The sequence below is a fragment of the Aeribacillus sp. FSL k6-2211 genome, assembly GCF_037966125.1.
Lineage (GTDB): Bacteria > Bacillota > Bacilli > Bacillales > Aeribacillaceae > Aeribacillus > Aeribacillus composti.
This window is the reverse complement of record NZ_CP150190.1, coordinates 587,569-603,691: the sequence shown is the minus strand read 5'-3', so window position 1 is coordinate 603,691 and position 16,123 is coordinate 587,569. Positions and strand designations below refer to the sequence as shown.

Here is a 16,123-nt window from a genome sequence, read left to right as displayed (position 1 = left end):
GAATGCTTTTCAACAATCGCAATTGGCAGTATTTCTTTTGACTATGTCTTAGTTGCCGCAAAAAAAATGTGCCTAAATCGACAGTAGACAGGGATGAAGCTTTTTTTATTTAGCACAATCCTCACTATTGTTTCATATATTATGAACCGACAGCTAGCAACACTATGGAAACAATAGCCAAAAAATGACAACATTTTGCCTTGACGTTGATCTTTGTCTAAGCTACCATTCTCAACAAAAAAATCGACAAAATCACTATTTCCCGGAATATGTTATATTATATACTTCCTTCCAAAAAAATTTATCATTCATCCGCGGCAACAAAATAGTTGATTAAATACTCTCCCCATACCTGATTTCCTTTTTCGCTCGGTTTGGATCGGTCTTCTGTAACGTATTGCTTCAATTGCTCGTCTTCCTTATCCGGCCAATTTTCCCAATGGTTTAAATATGCAAAATGGTTTTCTTCGGCATATTGTTTGAGCGCATCTACTTCCTTAGGATAAAATTTTGCACCAAAGAGCGGGTGTGCAGGCTGCAGCATAATCGATACGTCAGGATTTGCTTCTTGAATTTTCCGCAAGATGTCCGTAATGTTGCTTAGAGTATTGTCAATGCCGACAACGCCGTTATCATTCAAAATAAACGGCTCGAAAAGGAGGATGTCAGGCTTTTTGTCTGCAATTTTTTTATATAATTTTTTATTCAATACACTATGCGTTGTCTCCTCGGCATCGGAAACAATCGAGATGTTAAAGAGCTCATCTCCATATGCAGAAAGAAGCTCCTTTTTCAGTTTTTCCGGCCACCCATTTTGATCGGAAGGAACTGATTCAGATCCCCAAATTACAAAGTTCAATTGTTTCTCTTCTTTTAAAGCTGTTTTGATTTTTTCCTGAACATCCTCCGGTAAATTTTTGACGTAGTCCTCTCGCGTATCATTTTGTTTACTATTGTCTTCCTTTATATTTTCTGCAGACGATTCCACAGAAGCAGCTGTCGGTTTTGAAATTTTTTGTTTCCAGTAAAAATGGCCGACAATAATTGATGCTATACATAAAACGACAACATTACTAACAATAATCCTTTTTTTCACAGATAATCCTCCAAACGACAAATTTCTCACTTTATTATAGCGGAAAATGACCTGCCGTTCCATGCTGTCAATTCATTTTTTCAAGCGGTGTTGACAAGTGTATACGAAAATATTTTCCTCACAAATATATTGTCTTAATAGAATTGGAAACTTATAATCAGATTAGATAAATTTAGTAATGAGGGATGAAATTATGAGATCAGATAGACAGAGAAAAAAGAGAAAGAAATGGCTCTGGATTTTGTTATCAGTCATTGGAGTTTTCATTATTGCCACGGGATCCTATGCCTTTTACATTTGGAACAAAGCACAATCGACCATTGCCAACATTCAAGAAAACATCGGGCGGGATAAATCAGACAAACGCGATCAGAAAGTCAACTTTAAAAATCGCGATCCTATTTCCATATTGCTGATGGGTGTTGATGAAAGAAAAGGAGACCGAGGACGGTCTGATTCGCTCATTTTGATGACAGTCAATCCAAAAGAACAGTCAATGGAAATGGTCAGCATTCCCCGCGATACAAGAACAGAAATTGTCGGAAAAGGCATTCAAGACAAAATTAACCACGCCTACGCTTTCGGCGGAACAGAAATGGCTATTAAAACGGTTGAAAATTTCTTAGATGTGCCGGTTGATTATTTTGTCAAAGTGAATATGGAAAGCTTTCGCGATATTGTCGATGCAGTCGGCGGTGTGACGGTTGAAAATGATTTAGATTTCACTTACGAGGGCTACCATTTTGAAAAAGGAACCATTCACTTGGATGGCAAAAAAGCTCTTGCGTATTCAAGAATGCGATATGATGATCCAAGGGGCGATTTCGGACGCCAGGAAAGGCAGCGGCAAATTATTGAGGCGGTTATTGAAAAGGGAGCAAGCATTACATCCATTACAAAATTTGGAGAAATGTTTAAAGTCATTGAAAACAATGTAAAAACAAATCTTACATTTGATGAAATGTGGGCAATTCAAGAAAATTACAAAGATGCCCGAAAAAATGTCATTCAGCATCAAATAAAAGGGAGCGGAAAAAAAATTAACGGCATTTACTACTATATTGTGCCTGAAGATGAACGTCTTTCCCTTTCCAACGAGCTGAAAAAACATTTGGAATTAAAAAAGGAAACCGCTGAAAAATAAAAAATAGTGCGGCAGTTCACCATTCGACCGCATTTTTATAAGAACTGCCGCACTTATAATAAAAATCCCCGCAAACCGAGAATCATTCAGCAGCATTATGATTTTCGTTTACAATCATAACAAGATGGCTTCTCATATAAAATAAAGGAATGGTATTCCTTCCCCTCATTGATCCTTCTCTTATATGTATCATTGATATGAGACGCACTTTTCATTTTGTTGTAAATGATACTCATATGCTTCTCCACAACGACTTTCTCATGATTGATTAAAACGATTGTTGAATGCTTTCCTTTTGAAACGACATGTCGAATAGCCGAATGCGCAATCCATTGGCAGTCTAAATGCTCCATTGATTTAGTAGGGAAAAAACAAAGATCAAGGGCAGGAATGCATACAGGAAGCATGCGCTGGCGCGGCAGGATTTTCTTAGCTGCGTCTATGATGCCTTTAAGAGACACACCATAATAGTTGCAGCTCTCTGCCAAAAGGTCTTTCGGCCTCTCTTTCACAAGATACTTTTCATACTTCTCAATAACAATTGTCCAACATTCTCCATACGTATTAAAATAAGGAAGCAATGCTAGCGTGTCACAAGTTAAAATATAATTTTTGACCTGCTCCACTCTTTCACCCCTTTTTCTTCACTATTTGACAATCCTTGCATGACATTAGACTTTTTTACTAGTTCTTTCGATGTATATTATACACGAATTTCAAGAAAATTTGGTAAATTTCTAAACTTTTTTTGTAAAAAAAGAAAAAAATTCCATGATAAAACCAAAAAATTAGTATAATATTATCATTACGAGGTGAACTTATCGTGAGAAAAAAATCGATGATGGGGCGAATGGCATCAATTTTTTTATTTACATTTTTTCTTTTAAGCGTTTTTTTTATTACGTGGCGCTCGAAGCATGTCGATTCAAACGACTCTTTTGCAAGCATTGAACCTCAAATTCCGACCATCTTTGTCCATGGCTATAAAGGAACAATGCGCTCGTTCCAACATATGCTGCATCGTTTTGAATATGATTACCGCTGGGGAACAAAATCAATGGTCATTCGAGTTGATCGCATGGGCATTGTCCATATTTCCGGAACAATCCCACAAAACTTAAAAAATCCTTTTATACAAATTGTTTTTGAGGAAAACCGCACAAGTATTGAGGAAACGGCAAATTCTCTGAAAAAGGCAATGCGCTTATTAAAAGAAAACTATTCGGTAGACGAGCTATACATTGTGGCTCATTCGATGGGAGGACTCGTTTCGACAAAATATGTCGAGGACACGAACAACTTGAAGGATTACCCGATTGTCCGCAAAATGGTGGTCATAGGCAGCCCGTTTCAAGGAATAGAACAGGAATCTTACCATAAGCTAAATACAGGTAAAGCAATCATTGATTTAAAACCAGATTCTCATGCTTTACTAGAAATATTGAACAACCGGGATCAATTTTCTAAAAAAACGAAAGTTCTCAATATCGCAGGGATCAATCCCGAGTATAAAGACAGTGATGGAGTTGTCTCCATCCAGAGCGCTCTCAGCGCTAGAAATATTGTTCCGTTAGAAAATTATCATGAAATCATTGTTAAAGATAAACTTGCCACACACAGCGGTCTTCATGAGCATCCGAAAGTGGACAAGTATATCGGCGAATTTCTATGGGGGTACAATTGAGTTGGGGAAAGTATTTCTTCAACCGAATGACCTTTTTCAAATAAAAAACCCCGACTCTTCTTTCCCCTTTAAAAGGAGGAAGAAGAGTCGGGATAAATGTTTTATACATGAGATACAATGAGAACACATTTTCCTTTTATTGCGAAATCGCCTGTTTGGTTCGGCAAAATAAAATGAGCCCCTTTTTTTAATGTGTATGAACGGCCATCATGAGTAAGCTCCCCGTCTCCCTCAATCACGCTTGCAAGAAGGAACGGATGATTTTGAACAAACTTCCCTTCGCCGTCAATCTCCCATTTGTAAACTGAAAAAAATTCGTTTTTGATAAATGTGGTAATCGTTGCTCCTTCCTTTACTTCCACAGAACGTTCAATCGTGTAATCTTTATGAGGAACAGTCGCCACCTCTATCGCTTGTTTCAAATGCAATTCTCTTTTATTTCCGTTTGCATCTACACGGTCGTAATCATACACTCTGTAAGTCGTATCAGAACTTTGCTGCGTTTCAAGGATGAGCGTTCCTTTGCAGATGGCGTGGATGGTGCCGCTCGGAACATAAAAGAAGTCGCCCGGTTTTATTTTTACTCTTCTCAGCAATTGATCCCATTTTCCGCTTTGAATCATGGATACGAGCTCTTCTTTCGTTTTGGCATGATGACCGTAAATGATTTCCGCATTTTCTGAGCAGTCAATGATATACCAGCACTCCGTTTTTCCTAATTCACCATTTTCGTGCTTTTTTGCATATTCATCATCTGGATGCACTTGCACGGACAAATCGTTGTTTGCATCAAGAATTTTCGTTAAGAGAGGAAATCGATCCCCTTTTATTCCGCCGAACAATTCTCGATGGTTGTCCCATAATTCACCCAATGTTTTTCCTTTAAACTTTCCTTCTGCTACAATGCTTTGACCATGCGGATGGGCAGAAATCGCCCAGCATTCTCCTGTTGTCTCCGTTGGAATTTTGTAATGAAAATGAGTGCGAAGGTTTGTTCCACCCCAAATTCGATCTTTAAAAACAGGCTTTAAAAAAATTGGAGACTGCACCACCTTGTTCCACTCCCTTTCTGCAATAATTTCCCCATTATTTATATTAAGCAGTTCTTGAAATTTTTTCACCTTTTTTCATTTTTTATACAGAGCTCGCTGAAGAGAAACCTTCAATATCAAAACAGAAAAGGATGCCGAATTCTATCAACATCCTTTTCTTTTTGATTTGTTATCAAATTTTCGAATCACTGTTCGTTAGCATATACAGTGCCAGTCGCCTGACTGGAAACCTGCTCTTCTTGAGAAGCTTTTTCCGGATGAAACTCTCCTTCCATTTTTGACACAACAACTGTTGCGACACCGTTTCCAATTAAATTCGTAATCGCACGGGCTTCTGACATAAATCGGTCAACACCGATGAGAAGTGCAATTCCTTCAACCGGAACCATTGGAAATGCAGCCAAAGTAGCGGCTAATGTAATAAATCCGGAACCAGTCACACCTGCAGCGCCCTTTGAAGTCAGCATTAAAATTCCAAGTAGAGTCAGTTCTTGCCAAATGGTTAAATCGATCCCATATGCCTGTGCAATAAAGATAGCCGCCATTGACAAATAAATCGACGTTCCATCTAGGTTAAAAGAATACCCAGTCGGAACAACAAGACCAACAACAGACTTAGAACATCCGTACTTCTCAAGCTTTTCCATCAATTTTGGCAATGCGGATTCAGAGGAGGAAGTTCCTAACACAAGCAATATTTCTTCCTTTATATATGCGATAAATTTTAAAATGCTGAACCCGTAAAATTTTGTGATCAGTCCCAACACGATCACGATAAATAAGAACATCGTCATGTAGACAGAGGCCATTAATTTTCCTAAAGACACAAGCGATCCCAGACCGAAATTTCCGATTGTATAGGCCATTGCACCAAAAGCTGCAATCGGTGAAATTTTCATAACCATATTTACGATGCCAAAAAAGATATTTGTCAATTGTTCAAACAAATTGATGACAGGTTTTGCTTTTTCCCCTAGTCTTGCCGCTGCTAATCCGAAAAGGACTGCGAAGAATAAAATCGGCAAGAGTTCTCCGTTTGCGAGCGCTCCCACTGCATTTTCTGGCACAATGCTCATGATAAAGTCTAAAGCACCGTGACTTGTTTCCTCTGCTTGTTTCGTATATTGAGAAATATCGCTTCCTTGCACACTATCGGTGTTAAAGCCCTCACCTGGCTTCATAATGTTTACAACAAAGATCCCGATAGCAAGAGCAATCGTCGTAACAATTTCAAAATAGATCAGAGCTTTCCCGCCGATCCTGCCTACTTTTTTCAGATCACCCATCGATCCGATGCCGATGACAACGGTGAAAAATACAATTGGTGCAATCACCATTTTCACTAGTTTAATAAAAATATCTGCCAAAATCTTTAATTTCGCCCCGAACTCAGGGAATAAAAATCCAACTGTAATCCCTAAAATGATACCGATAATAACTTGTACAGTCAGGTTTTTAAAGTTTATTCGCATCTATCTCTCTCCTTTCCCCTTTGATAACGTTTTCAAACGTCCGTACATTTATGTTAATAGAATGTTCAAAAAGTTTTAATATTATGGTTTTATTAATCTTTTTGTTCTTTTTGGTCTCAAAATTAATTTGAATGGCCAAAAATGAGAAAGGATCAGCACCTCCCTAGTCATTCTGGGAAACAGAAGCAGAAACTCTTAATAGATTCATTTTTGCTTTTCAACTACTCCCGCTTAAAGTCTAACGAGCTTGTCACTCCAAAGAAACGTAAACGGCTTGTTCTCCTTCCTTAACAGAGCTGGTTAACTACTGCCCAACGACTCTCATGCTTCAGTCGTAACTCCAACGATGACCATTTTCATAACCGATTGTCCATTTGTAACCCAAAAAAAAATCAAAACACAACGGGCGATAAACCATGAGATCGAGTTTCTTAGAATCATTCATTCGTTTCAAATAGTTACTGCCGATAAGCTGAAAGGTTTTATTTCAGCCATTCCTGTAAAGAAAGTTCAGCCGCTGTGATGTCCATGTACTTTATCTTACATCTTTCCACCGAATGCTCGTTGGACTATTTCTTGTGGTGTATCATGCGTAAAAATGGATGAGAGCGGCGAATATAACACCTCTTTTTTTTCTCTCAAATTCCATAAAAAAAGACTGCCGCCTCGCGGACAGTCCATTTTTTGCTGAAACAATGGCTAGTTCAGCTTGCTGCATTTCTTATTTCTTTTAATAGCTTTCCATATTTCGCTTCATATTCTTGGTAAAGCGGCACAAATCGTTCCTGCCATTTCTTTCGCTCTTTTTCCGTTAACGTATGAATATGTATATTTGGATTTTGCCTCATTTCTTCAAGCTGTCTTATATTTTGCTGTTTCGATTGCTTCATATTCCAAGCTGTCGTTTCTTCTATTGCTTTCATAATTTGTTTTTGAACGTCTTTAGGTAGCTGATTCCAAAATGTTTCATTGACCATTACGACATATCCTAAATAACCGTGATTGCTAATTGTTACATACGGATGAAATTGATAAAATCTTTTTGAATAAATATTCGAAATTGTGTTTTCTTGTCCGTCAAATGCTTCCTCTTCTAATGATTCATAAACTTGATCAAATGAGAGGGCAATCGGTTCCGCTCCTAACATGTTAAATTGTTTTTTTATGACTTTATTAGGCATGATCCGAAATCTTTGGTCTTTGAAATCATCCGGATTTTTCATAAACATTTGACTATTTACCATTTGTTTGAATCCATTTCCCCAAAAAGCCAGTCCTTTAAATCCTTTCGGTTCTAACATACTGAGCAGCTCTTCGCCAATTTTTCCTGTTAAAACCCTTTCAACATTATCATCGTTTTGAAAAATAAACGGTAAATCTAACACTTCCCATTCCGGAACCAATTTTGCCACGTTTGAATAGGAAGGAGCAATCATTTGCACTTTGCCTTTTCTTAAAGCTTCTATTTCATCTTTATCTGAATATAATGAACCGTTTGGAAACACAATCACTTTTACTCGGCCCTTCGTCTTTTCCTCGACCAAATCTGCAAACCTTTGTGCAGCCAAGCCTTTTGGCGTATCCTCCGCCACTACATGGCTGAAATAGATTTTAATTTGCTCTTTTAGCCCCTCTTGCTCATCATCGTAAACCGGTGGATCATTTTGAGATTGTATAATGATATTATAGGAAAATAACGCAAAGGCTAACCCGGCACATACTATAGCCAAATACCTCACGATTTTTTTCTTCATGATTCATCACACCATTTGTTTTTGATCATTTTAACATAAATTATACCAAGCATGCTCTTTCTCTAAAGTAAAGGAAAGCAAATCTGTGATAAAATAAAGCAAGTATGAACGTTTAGCTAAAAGAGGTTGCCTTATGAAGCGATTACCAATCATATGGAAAATAACAGGTTTAATTTTTATTATTGTCTTTTTATCGCTTTTTTTCGGAGGATTATTTATTGTAAACGAATATTTAAACCAAAAAGAAGAAGAGCTTAAACAGCAATCTATATTAGCTGCGAGGACGGTTGCGGCGCTGCCTGAAGTCAGAAACGGGCTCAATGGAAGCTTGAAAGATCGCCAGCTGATTCCTTCGATGATTGAACGTCTTCAAATCATTAACGGAACAGAATATATTGTTGTGCTCGATATGGATCGTACCCGCCTTTCCCATCCGGTCAAATCGTTAATCGGAACAAAATCGGAAGGAGAAGATGAAGGTCCTGCCTTTGCCGAACACACATATACGTCAAAAGCAAATGGAGAAATCGGCACTGTTATCCGCGCCTTTGTACCTGTCATGAATAAAGAACATAAACAAGTTGGAGTCGTCATCGCAGCCTATAAGCTTCCAAGCTTATATGAGCTGCTTGCAAATTTAAAATCGCAAATTTTTTCGATTTCTTTTCTTGTCTTACTATTAGGCGGTTTGGGGGCCTGGCTCCTGGCAAGACATATAAAAAAGCAGATGTTTCACTTGGAGCCTTTTGAAATAGCTAAAATGCTAGTTGAACGAACTGAAACATTTAATGCTATGCACGAAGGAGTCATTGCCATTGATAAAAATGAACGTATAACTATTTTTAATGACCGTGCCAAACAAATGATGGGCATTGAAGGAGATGTGATCGGAAAGCCGATTCGCGACGTTATTTCCGACACCCGACTCCCGGAAATATTAGTAATTGACCGTCCTATTTATAACAAAGAATTGCAGGTAAGGAATCTAAGCATTTTAAGCAATCGCATCCCGATCAGAGTGAATAACGAAACGGTCGGAGCTGTCGCCATTTTCCAGGATCGAACTGAAATCAAAAAGCTTGCGGAAGAATTAACCGGAGTGAAAGCTTTTGTCCACGCGCTTCGTGTTCAAAATCATGAACATATGAACAAATTGCACACGATAGCAGGTCTCATTCAGCTTGGACATAAAGAAAAAGCGTTAGAATATGTATTCAAAATAACGGAAGAGCAAGAAGAGCTGACAAACTTTTTAACTGAACATATTAAAGATGAAAGCATATCGGGCCTTTTACTCAGCAAAATCAGCCGGGGCAAAGAGCTCGGAATTAAAGTAGTCATTGACAGAAACAGCCATTTGGAGCGATTTCCAAAAAATATCGATCATAACGACCTGGTGATCATCATTGGGAATTTAATTGAAAATGCTTTTGATGCCTTTCAAGAGTCGACTGATCCTGACAAAGAAATATTCGTCAGCATCGATCAAAATAAAGAAATTTGCACGATATTAGTTGAAGATAACGGTCCTGGCATAGACGATTCTGTATTACCGAACATTTTTGAAAAGGGTTTTTCCACAAAAAACAAGCAAAATCATGGAATAGGCTTATATCTGGTCAAACAAATTGTTGACCGAGCAAACGGTCACATTCATGTTGAGTCGCAAAAAGGTATGGGAACTACATTTATCATCACATTTGATATGTAAAAAACAAAGGGGGCAAAAAATTTGAACAAAAAAATTAGTGTATTGTTGATTGAAGATGATCCCATGGTTCAAGAGGTGAATAAACAATTTATCCAAAAAGTCGACGGCTTTACTGTGATTGGAATCGCAGGGAACGGAAAAGAAGGCATAGAGCTTGTTCGAGAATTGAAACCTGAACTAGTTATTATAGATATTTACATGCCTAATCAGGATGGATTAGAAACGCTTAAGCAAATCCGGTCAGAGGGTCATTCCGTAGATGTCATTGCGATTACCGCTGCGAGAGATATGGAAACTGTTCGCCGTGTCCTGCAAAACGGCGCTTTTGACTACATTATGAAACCGTTTAAATTTGAACGGCTCCAACAATCATTAAAAAACTATTTGCTTTATCATAGCCAGCTGAAGGAAAAAGAAAAATTAACGCAAAAAGATGTAGACACTATGTTGTTAAACAATAAATTCAAGAACAAGCCAGAGGATCCAGACCTGCCTAAAGGGTTGAACCAAGTAACACTTGATAAGATCATCCGTTTCCTCCAAAATCAAAAAGAACCGATTTCCGCTGAAGAAGTTGCGGAAGGAATCGGTATTGCACGCGTTACTGCACGAAGATATTTAGACTACCTGGCGAAAATCAAAAAAGTCTCAATCCATGTTCAGTATGGCAGCATCGGAAGACCTGTCAATCGATATATGTTTCATTCTGATTAAGCTTGGCTAGAGGTGAAAAACAAACGAAAAAATCATTGAGCTGGACCACTTTTCTCATTTTTAAATTGCTAGGACAAATAAATGCTATGTTGGCTTTATCAGGGGAACAGTCATCGCACGTTGAATACTAATGGTGTCAATTTTCTCTTACGGACATTTTCTTTTTTAATCGGGACATAGAAAGGCTTTCGAACCTACATTATGAGTTCTCAATAAACAACGATTATTCTAAAAACGAGTTCAGAATTTTTCGCCGACTTTGCCTTTCAATGCGTTGAATTTTCAACTTTTGCTCCTCCTCCCTTGCTTTCCTTCAACCTATTGTCCGCTCTTTATCTGTTCCTTCGCCATTACCATTTTCAACTTTGCTTTTAAATTTTTTACCCCACTTTTTTAGTGGAATAACTGCCTTGTAATGATCCGTTACAAAATGCCCCATGCTAAACAAAGACACGTGATTTTTTTAAGTAAGCGTCGACGTTTTAAATCGGCAAAATATTTCAGCAAAATCAAAAAAACTCCAACTTCAAAACTTAATGATTTGAGAGTTGGAGCCATGTTCAATCAAATTAAATTTTTAGTTTGCTGTAGAAACAAAGGATTAGTCCAATTCTATAAAACTATTAGTTTATTTTATTTGGTCTTTTATTTATATAATAAGCTGTTGCTAAAGCAATTAATGCAATAATGATCAAACCAATATACCCTAATTTTGCACCGAATAAAAAGATGGCAGTCGTTGGAACCGCTCCGTCAACAAGCGATGATATTGAGTTCGCTCCTTCCGGGAAAGAAAACCCTACATTTTTTGCTGCTTGTGTGAAAAGTGGTGAAATATATGTTGCCAACAATAGACCAAAACCTAATGCAATCGTACTTGCTACAACTGTTCGAACAACGTTCCCTCGGAAAATCGGAACCATCATACTCACGATGAATGGTATTGTTGCCAAGTCGCCAAACGGCAATACTTTGTTACCAGGAACAATAATTGCCAGTAACAATACAATAGGCACCATGATCAAAGATGAAGCGATCGCTGCTGGATGTCCTACTGCCAAAGCACTGTCCATCCCTATAAATACTTCTCTGCCAGGAAATTTTGATTTTACAAATTCACTGGCAGATTCAGAAACTGGTGCAAGGCCTTCCATTAAAATGGATACCATCCGCGGTAAAAGAAGCATAACAGCTGCAGTTGATACTCCTAAATTCAACACCTCTTTAACATTCCATCCTGCCAAAATTCCGATAATAAGACCTAATATAAGCCCTAATACTGTCGATTCACCTAAAATTCCCAATCTTTTTTGAATTGATTCAGGATCAGCTTTTAAATTTTTTAATCCAGGAATAATGTTGAATAGCTTTTCTAAAGGCCAAGCAAATAAAATATACGGCGTTGACGTTCCATGAGGAAAAGATATGTTAGGATATCCATAAAATTGCTCTACATGTTTTTGAGACATATCAGCAAGGACTAAAAGGACGATTGCATGTACAGCGGCTGTTACAATCCCCATTGTAAAGCTGTCGGTCATAATACTGACAAGCGCGCCAGTGAATGCAATATGCCATAAATTCCACAAATCAATATTCAATGTTTTTGTCAAACCTACAATTAGTAAAATTAAATTGACAGTTAATCCGATTGGTATTGCCAATGCGCCTACAGTTGATCCAAAGGCAATGGCAGAAGTAGCCGGCCAACCAACATCAATAATGCTTAAATCAATACCCAGTCTTTCCACCATATCTTTTGCTGCAGGTCCTAAATTGTCCATGAGCAGACCGATAATTAAATTAATACCAATAAATCCAATTCCAACAGTTAAACCTGCCCGAAATGCACGCCCCGGCTTCATTTTTAATACTAGACCAAATAGAAAAATGATGATAGGCAATACGACTGTAGGTCCTAAATCAACAATTTTTTGGATGAAATCCATATACTCCCATCCCTTCATTAATTATTTTAATGCTTCTAATATATCGTTAAATACCTTCTCCTTTCCTACACCTGTTAGTAAAGGAACGGCATTAACAACCTTTGTTTTAATGCTTGGTGGAACAACGGTCGTAGATACGATGACATCATAATCATTTCCTGTTGACAGAACATCCGACACTTTTGATTGATGAAGTTGAACATTTATTTGTTTTTCTTCAAAAAATTCCTTCAGTTTATTCATCACCATTGTTGATGTTGCAACCCCAGTCCCACAAATGACAAGTACTTTTTTCATTTTTATTCCTCCTTTTAATATTAAAAAATTGTTTATTTTTAAAATATTTGAGATTCCAAATATGCAGCGATTTCTTTCTCGCTTTTCATTTCTTTTAAAGCAAGTAGTTTTTCTTCTTTTTGAAAAAATTCCATTAATCTTTGAAGGAGTTCTATTTGTTTTTTACCATCGTCCATCGCAAGCATCAAAATAATTGAAGCATGTACTTTATCACCAGGGCTTCCCATTACTGAAAACTCTACAGGCTTCTTTAAAATTGCAACTCCTATGGCAGTTCGAGCAACATGATGAGCATCTGTATGCGGAATTGCAACACCAACTGAAGTTAATGGCAATCCAGTCGGAAATTGGGCTTCCCTCTCTAAAACTGCATTTTTAAAGGTATCCTTAACAAAACCATGTTTATACAAAGTATCAGAGAGTTTCGAAAGAATGTCATTTTGATCATTTGCTTCAATATTTAACAAAACACAATTTTCTTGAATAATTTTTTCAAAGGAATTCATGAATCTTTCCTCCTAATTAGGTCAGAAACCCAATTGTATAAAAAAATAAATTCTGACTATTTACATTTGTTCTTTTTTGTTACTTTTGTTTTAATTATATTTGTAATCGCTTTCTTTTGTCAATATATAAAATGAAATTCATGATTGAGATGTTTTTAAAAAATTTTTTCATCAAATTGTTTACCAATTTTCAACAATAGCTGCAGCAGTCTGTTCATCAATAATTAAAACATTGATGAAGCCCCCGTTTAGTGCACCTTTTATACTTTCAAGTTTATGAATTCCTTCAACAACAGCAATCACTTGGTCAACCTTCTTTAATTCGTTTAACGAAACTCCAATGACTTTGTTTGTAAATGAATTAATAATGACATTCCCACTTTCATCAAAAAAGCGAAATCCTATATCACCAACTACACCAAGCTTCCGTAAATAATGCAAATCATTATCTTCTAAATAACCTAGCTTACGCAGCGTGGATGATTTATGCGGGTTGCCGATCCCAATAACCGCCATATCTATATTCCGTCCTTCTTCAAGCACTGCTTCGATATCTGGCATTGCTAATAATCTTTCCTTTAATTCTTCTGTCTCCACAATCGCTGGGGCATATAAATAAAGACAAGTGCAATTCATCTTTTTAGCCAATTCATGAGCAAGTTGGTTTGCATGAATTTCGACAAATTTTCTTCCCATCCCCCCTTCAAGTGGAATAATTTTTAAATCTTCTTTTCGAATATAAGGAAATTCTTTCACAAGTTCTGCGAGCGTAGTCCCCCATGAAATACCTAACCTTTTCACCGATTTTAAATTTTTGGAAAGATAATATGCGCCCGCACGTGCTACAGCTTGCTTAATCATATCAGGTGTTAATCCTACTGTAGGTACGACAATGGCATCCTTCAATCTGTAATGTTTCTCCAATTTTTGCTCCAGTTCAACTGTATGGGCGCTTTCATCTTTAATAAATATTTCTATAATTCCTGCTTCTTTAGCTCGTTGCAGCATTTTTGAAATAATCGGTCTTGACACTCCTATTTTTTTCGCTATTTGTTCTTGCGTCCAACCTTCCATATAATATAAAGTGGCCACTTTAACAAGTTGTCTTTTTTCATCCCACGTTAACATTTCGTCACCTCTTCTTTTTTTCTCAATATCATTTGATCCATCTGATTACTTATATAATTCTATAATAAACATTTCATGAGATGAATAAAAAGCTTCTGTTTTCAAACGAATAAACTTACTCTTTTATAAAGGAAAAAAATAAGAGCTTATTTACAAATTTGTTTTACTAAATGTTAATTAGTATAACAATTGTAAATAAGCCCTTTTTACATCGCGCTATTATTTTTTACTTTTGTCTATAATGTTTCTGGCGACGTCAAAAAATGATTCAGATATGGTTGGGTGAGGATGGATCATATTGGCTAGTTCTTCTACAGTGCCTTCCAGGGATATGAAAGAGGAAGCTTCTGAAATCATTTCGGTCACGTGTGGGCCAACCATTGTGACTCCAATTATTTCTCCATATTTTTCATCATACACTATTTTTATAAATCCTGATGTGTCGCCAGAAACAAGCGCTTTTCCATTTCCGGCAAGATCAAATCTTTCAGCCTTTACTTGCAGCCCTTTGCGCTCGGCCTCCTCTTCTGTCAAGCCAACACTAGCTACTTCTGGAAGCGTAAAAATGCACCTGGGAACAACTTTTTCATCCATTTTCCGTTCACAGCCTGCTGCGTTCGATGCGGCAACAATTCCTTCCATATATGCCGCATGCGCCAGCTGATATCCTCCTATGACATCGCCGACAGCATAAATATTCGGATAGCTCGTTTCCATTTTTTCGTTTACTTTAATAAAAGGCCCGTTTTGTTCTAGCTTTAATGCCTGAACGGCAGATAAATTAGGTTTTCTTCCAACGCTTACTAAAAGCGCCTCCCCTTCTACCGATACCGATTCGCCTTTTTCATTTAGACATTCGACAATGGTTTTGTCTCCGTTTTGTTTCACGCTTGTTACTTTCGCATCTGTTAAAATTTGGACTCCTTTTTTCTGCAGCGATTTAGCAAGCGCTTTGGAGGCGTCAGCATCTTCAGTTGGGATAATCCGTCCGGCCATTTCAATGATCGTTACATTTGTTTTTAGACTGGAAAAAATAGTCGCTAACTCCACCCCAATGACTCCGCCGCCAATTATGGTTAGGGAGCTTGGTATTTTTTCAATATCAAAAATGGTATCGCTTGTATAAAAAGACGCAGAGTCCAGTCCATCTATTGGGGGAACGGAAGGGGATGAACCGGTTGCCACAATAATTTTGTCTGCTTGAACACGTTCCTCTTTTTTATCCGAAACTACTTTTACAATATTTCCTTCTTCTACAAAGCCTTCTGCCTCATATACATCAATTTTTCCTTGCTTTAACAAAAACATAACACCGTTTCTGAGACGGGAGATGACTTCGTCTTTGCGCTTTTTCATTTTGTCTAATGAAATCGTGATGTTGTCCGTTTGAATTCCCCATTCTCTTGATAATTCAATTGCCTCAATAATTTCAGCGTTTTTCAACCATGTTTTGGAAGGGATGCAGCCTCTATTTAAACATGTGCCGCCCAAAAAATCTTTTTCGACTAGCATTACTTTTTTTCCAAACCGAGCTGCATGAAGTGCTGCCATGTAGCCTCCTGGTCCACCGCCAATTACTGCAATATCATACGATTTTGTCAAATTGAGCCCCCTCC

General features: G+C 37.5%; 14 protein-coding genes. 4 read left to right on the top strand and 10 right to left on the bottom strand.

Translation table 11 applies throughout. From position 1 onward, the window contains the following. Window positions 1–304: 304 nt before the first annotated feature. Window positions 305–1,096 carry an SGNH/GDSL hydrolase family protein gene (locus NSU19_RS03075; RefSeq protein WP_339198682.1) on the bottom strand — a complete coding sequence of 264 codons (792 nt, stop codon included), beginning with the start codon at window positions 1,094–1,096 and terminating at the stop codon, window positions 305–307. 193 nt (window positions 1,097–1,289) lie between these two features. Between NSU19_RS03075 and NSU19_RS03070 the strand changes: the two genes are divergently transcribed. Next, entirely contained in the window at window positions 1,290–2,240 is a 951-nt protein-coding gene (locus NSU19_RS03070; protein ID WP_063386321.1) for a LytR family transcriptional regulator, read from the top strand. Between the two features lie 95 nt (window positions 2,241–2,335). Here the strand turns inward: NSU19_RS03070 and NSU19_RS03065 are convergent, their stop codons facing one another. Then, a complete protein-coding gene (locus tag NSU19_RS03065) occupies window positions 2,336–2,866 on the bottom strand; it encodes a competence protein ComK (protein WP_339198680.1) in 531 nt (176 codons plus the stop codon). A gap of 197 nt (window positions 2,867–3,063) precedes the next feature. Between NSU19_RS03065 and NSU19_RS03060 the strand changes: the two genes are divergently transcribed. Next, window positions 3,064–3,924: an alpha/beta hydrolase gene (locus tag NSU19_RS03060; RefSeq protein ID WP_339198678.1), complete on the top strand. Its 861-nt coding sequence runs from the start codon at window positions 3,064–3,066 to the stop codon at window positions 3,922–3,924. A 101-nt stretch (window positions 3,925–4,025) separates the two neighbouring features. Here NSU19_RS03060 and manA read toward each other — a convergent pair whose 3' ends face one another. From manA to NSU19_RS03045, 3 genes are all read right to left on the bottom strand, one after another. Then, window positions 4,026–4,976 (bottom strand): mannose-6-phosphate isomerase, class I, encoded by a 951-nt coding sequence (manA, locus tag NSU19_RS03055; protein ID WP_066247027.1) that lies wholly within the window; start codon window positions 4,974–4,976, stop codon window positions 4,026–4,028. A 185-nt stretch (window positions 4,977–5,161) separates the two neighbouring features. Next, the gene (locus NSU19_RS03050; protein ID WP_066246904.1) at window positions 5,162–6,448 is read right to left on the bottom strand and encodes a dicarboxylate/amino acid:cation symporter; all 1,287 of its coding nucleotides are present in this window, start codon (window positions 6,446–6,448) and stop codon (window positions 5,162–5,164) included. Between the two features lie 704 nt (window positions 6,449–7,152). Continuing rightward, a complete protein-coding gene (locus NSU19_RS03045) occupies window positions 7,153–8,202 on the bottom strand; it encodes a DctP family TRAP transporter solute-binding subunit (RefSeq protein ID WP_339198676.1) in 1,050 nt (349 codons plus the stop codon). A 133-nt stretch (window positions 8,203–8,335) separates the two neighbouring features. Here NSU19_RS03045 and NSU19_RS03040 point away from each other — a divergent pair, with 133 nt between their 5' ends. Further along, entirely contained in the window at window positions 8,336–9,913 is a 1,578-nt protein-coding gene (locus NSU19_RS03040) for a sensor histidine kinase (RefSeq protein WP_130157762.1), read from the top strand. A gap of 63 nt (window positions 9,914–9,976) precedes the next feature. Then, window positions 9,977–10,627, top strand: a complete 651-nt coding sequence (locus tag NSU19_RS03035; protein ID WP_066247030.1) for a response regulator — start codon at window positions 9,977–9,979, stop codon at window positions 10,625–10,627. Window positions 10,628–11,250: 623 nt separating this feature from the next. Here NSU19_RS03035 and NSU19_RS03030 read toward each other — a convergent pair. The 5 genes from NSU19_RS03030 to lpdA all read right to left on the bottom strand — a co-directional run bounded on the left by NSU19_RS03030 (window position 11,251) and on the right by lpdA (window position 16,109). Next, window positions 11,251–12,576, bottom strand: coding sequence for a PTS transporter subunit IIC (locus tag NSU19_RS03030; protein WP_063386327.1), 1,326 nt, complete (start codon window positions 12,574–12,576; stop codon window positions 11,251–11,253). 21 nt (window positions 12,577–12,597) lie between these two features. Beyond that, a complete protein-coding gene (locus tag NSU19_RS03025) occupies window positions 12,598–12,873 on the bottom strand; it encodes a PTS sugar transporter subunit IIB (protein WP_063386328.1) in 276 nt (91 codons plus the stop codon). 38 nt (window positions 12,874–12,911) lie between these two features. Then, window positions 12,912–13,379, bottom strand: a complete 468-nt coding sequence (locus NSU19_RS03020) for a PTS sugar transporter subunit IIA (RefSeq protein WP_339198672.1) — start codon at window positions 13,377–13,379, stop codon at window positions 12,912–12,914. 180 nt (window positions 13,380–13,559) lie between these two features. After that, entirely contained in the window at window positions 13,560–14,507 is a 948-nt protein-coding gene (locus tag NSU19_RS03015; RefSeq protein WP_339198670.1) for a sugar-binding transcriptional regulator, read from the bottom strand. A 219-nt stretch (window positions 14,508–14,726) separates the two neighbouring features. Next, window positions 14,727–16,109: a dihydrolipoyl dehydrogenase gene (gene lpdA / locus NSU19_RS03010; protein ID WP_327848379.1), complete on the bottom strand. Its 1,383-nt coding sequence runs from the start codon at window positions 16,107–16,109 to the stop codon at window positions 14,727–14,729. Window positions 16,110–16,123: the final 14 nt, after the last annotated feature.

Bases quoted from the DNA above. Each gene is read 5' to 3' on its own strand.
- NSU19_RS03030 (WP_063386327.1), bottom strand. From the start codon at position 12,576: ATGGATTTCATCCAAAAAATTGTTGATTTAGGACCTACAGTCGTATTG.
- NSU19_RS03020 (WP_339198672.1), bottom strand. From the start codon at position 13,379: ATGAATTCCTTTGAAAAAATTATTCAAGAAAATTGTGTTTTGTTAAAT.
- NSU19_RS03045 (WP_339198676.1), bottom strand. From the start codon at position 8,202: ATGAAGAAAAAAATCGTGAGGTATTTGGCTATAGTATGTGCCGGGTTA.
- NSU19_RS03040 (WP_130157762.1), top strand. From the start codon at position 8,336: ATGAAGCGATTACCAATCATATGGAAAATAACAGGTTTAATTTTTATT.
- NSU19_RS03015 (WP_339198670.1), bottom strand. From the start codon at position 14,507: ATGTTAACGTGGGATGAAAAAAGACAACTTGTTAAAGTGGCCACTTTA.
- NSU19_RS03035 (WP_066247030.1), top strand. From the start codon at position 9,977: ATGGTTCAAGAGGTGAATAAACAATTTATCCAAAAAGTCGACGGCTTT.
- NSU19_RS03050 (WP_066246904.1), bottom strand. From the start codon at position 6,448: ATGCGAATAAACTTTAAAAACCTGACTGTACAAGTTATTATCGGTATC.
- NSU19_RS03025 (WP_063386328.1), bottom strand. From the start codon at position 12,873: ATGAAAAAAGTACTTGTCATTTGTGGGACTGGGGTTGCAACATCAACA.
- NSU19_RS03070 (WP_063386321.1), top strand. From the start codon at position 1,290: ATGAGATCAGATAGACAGAGAAAAAAGAGAAAGAAATGGCTCTGGATT.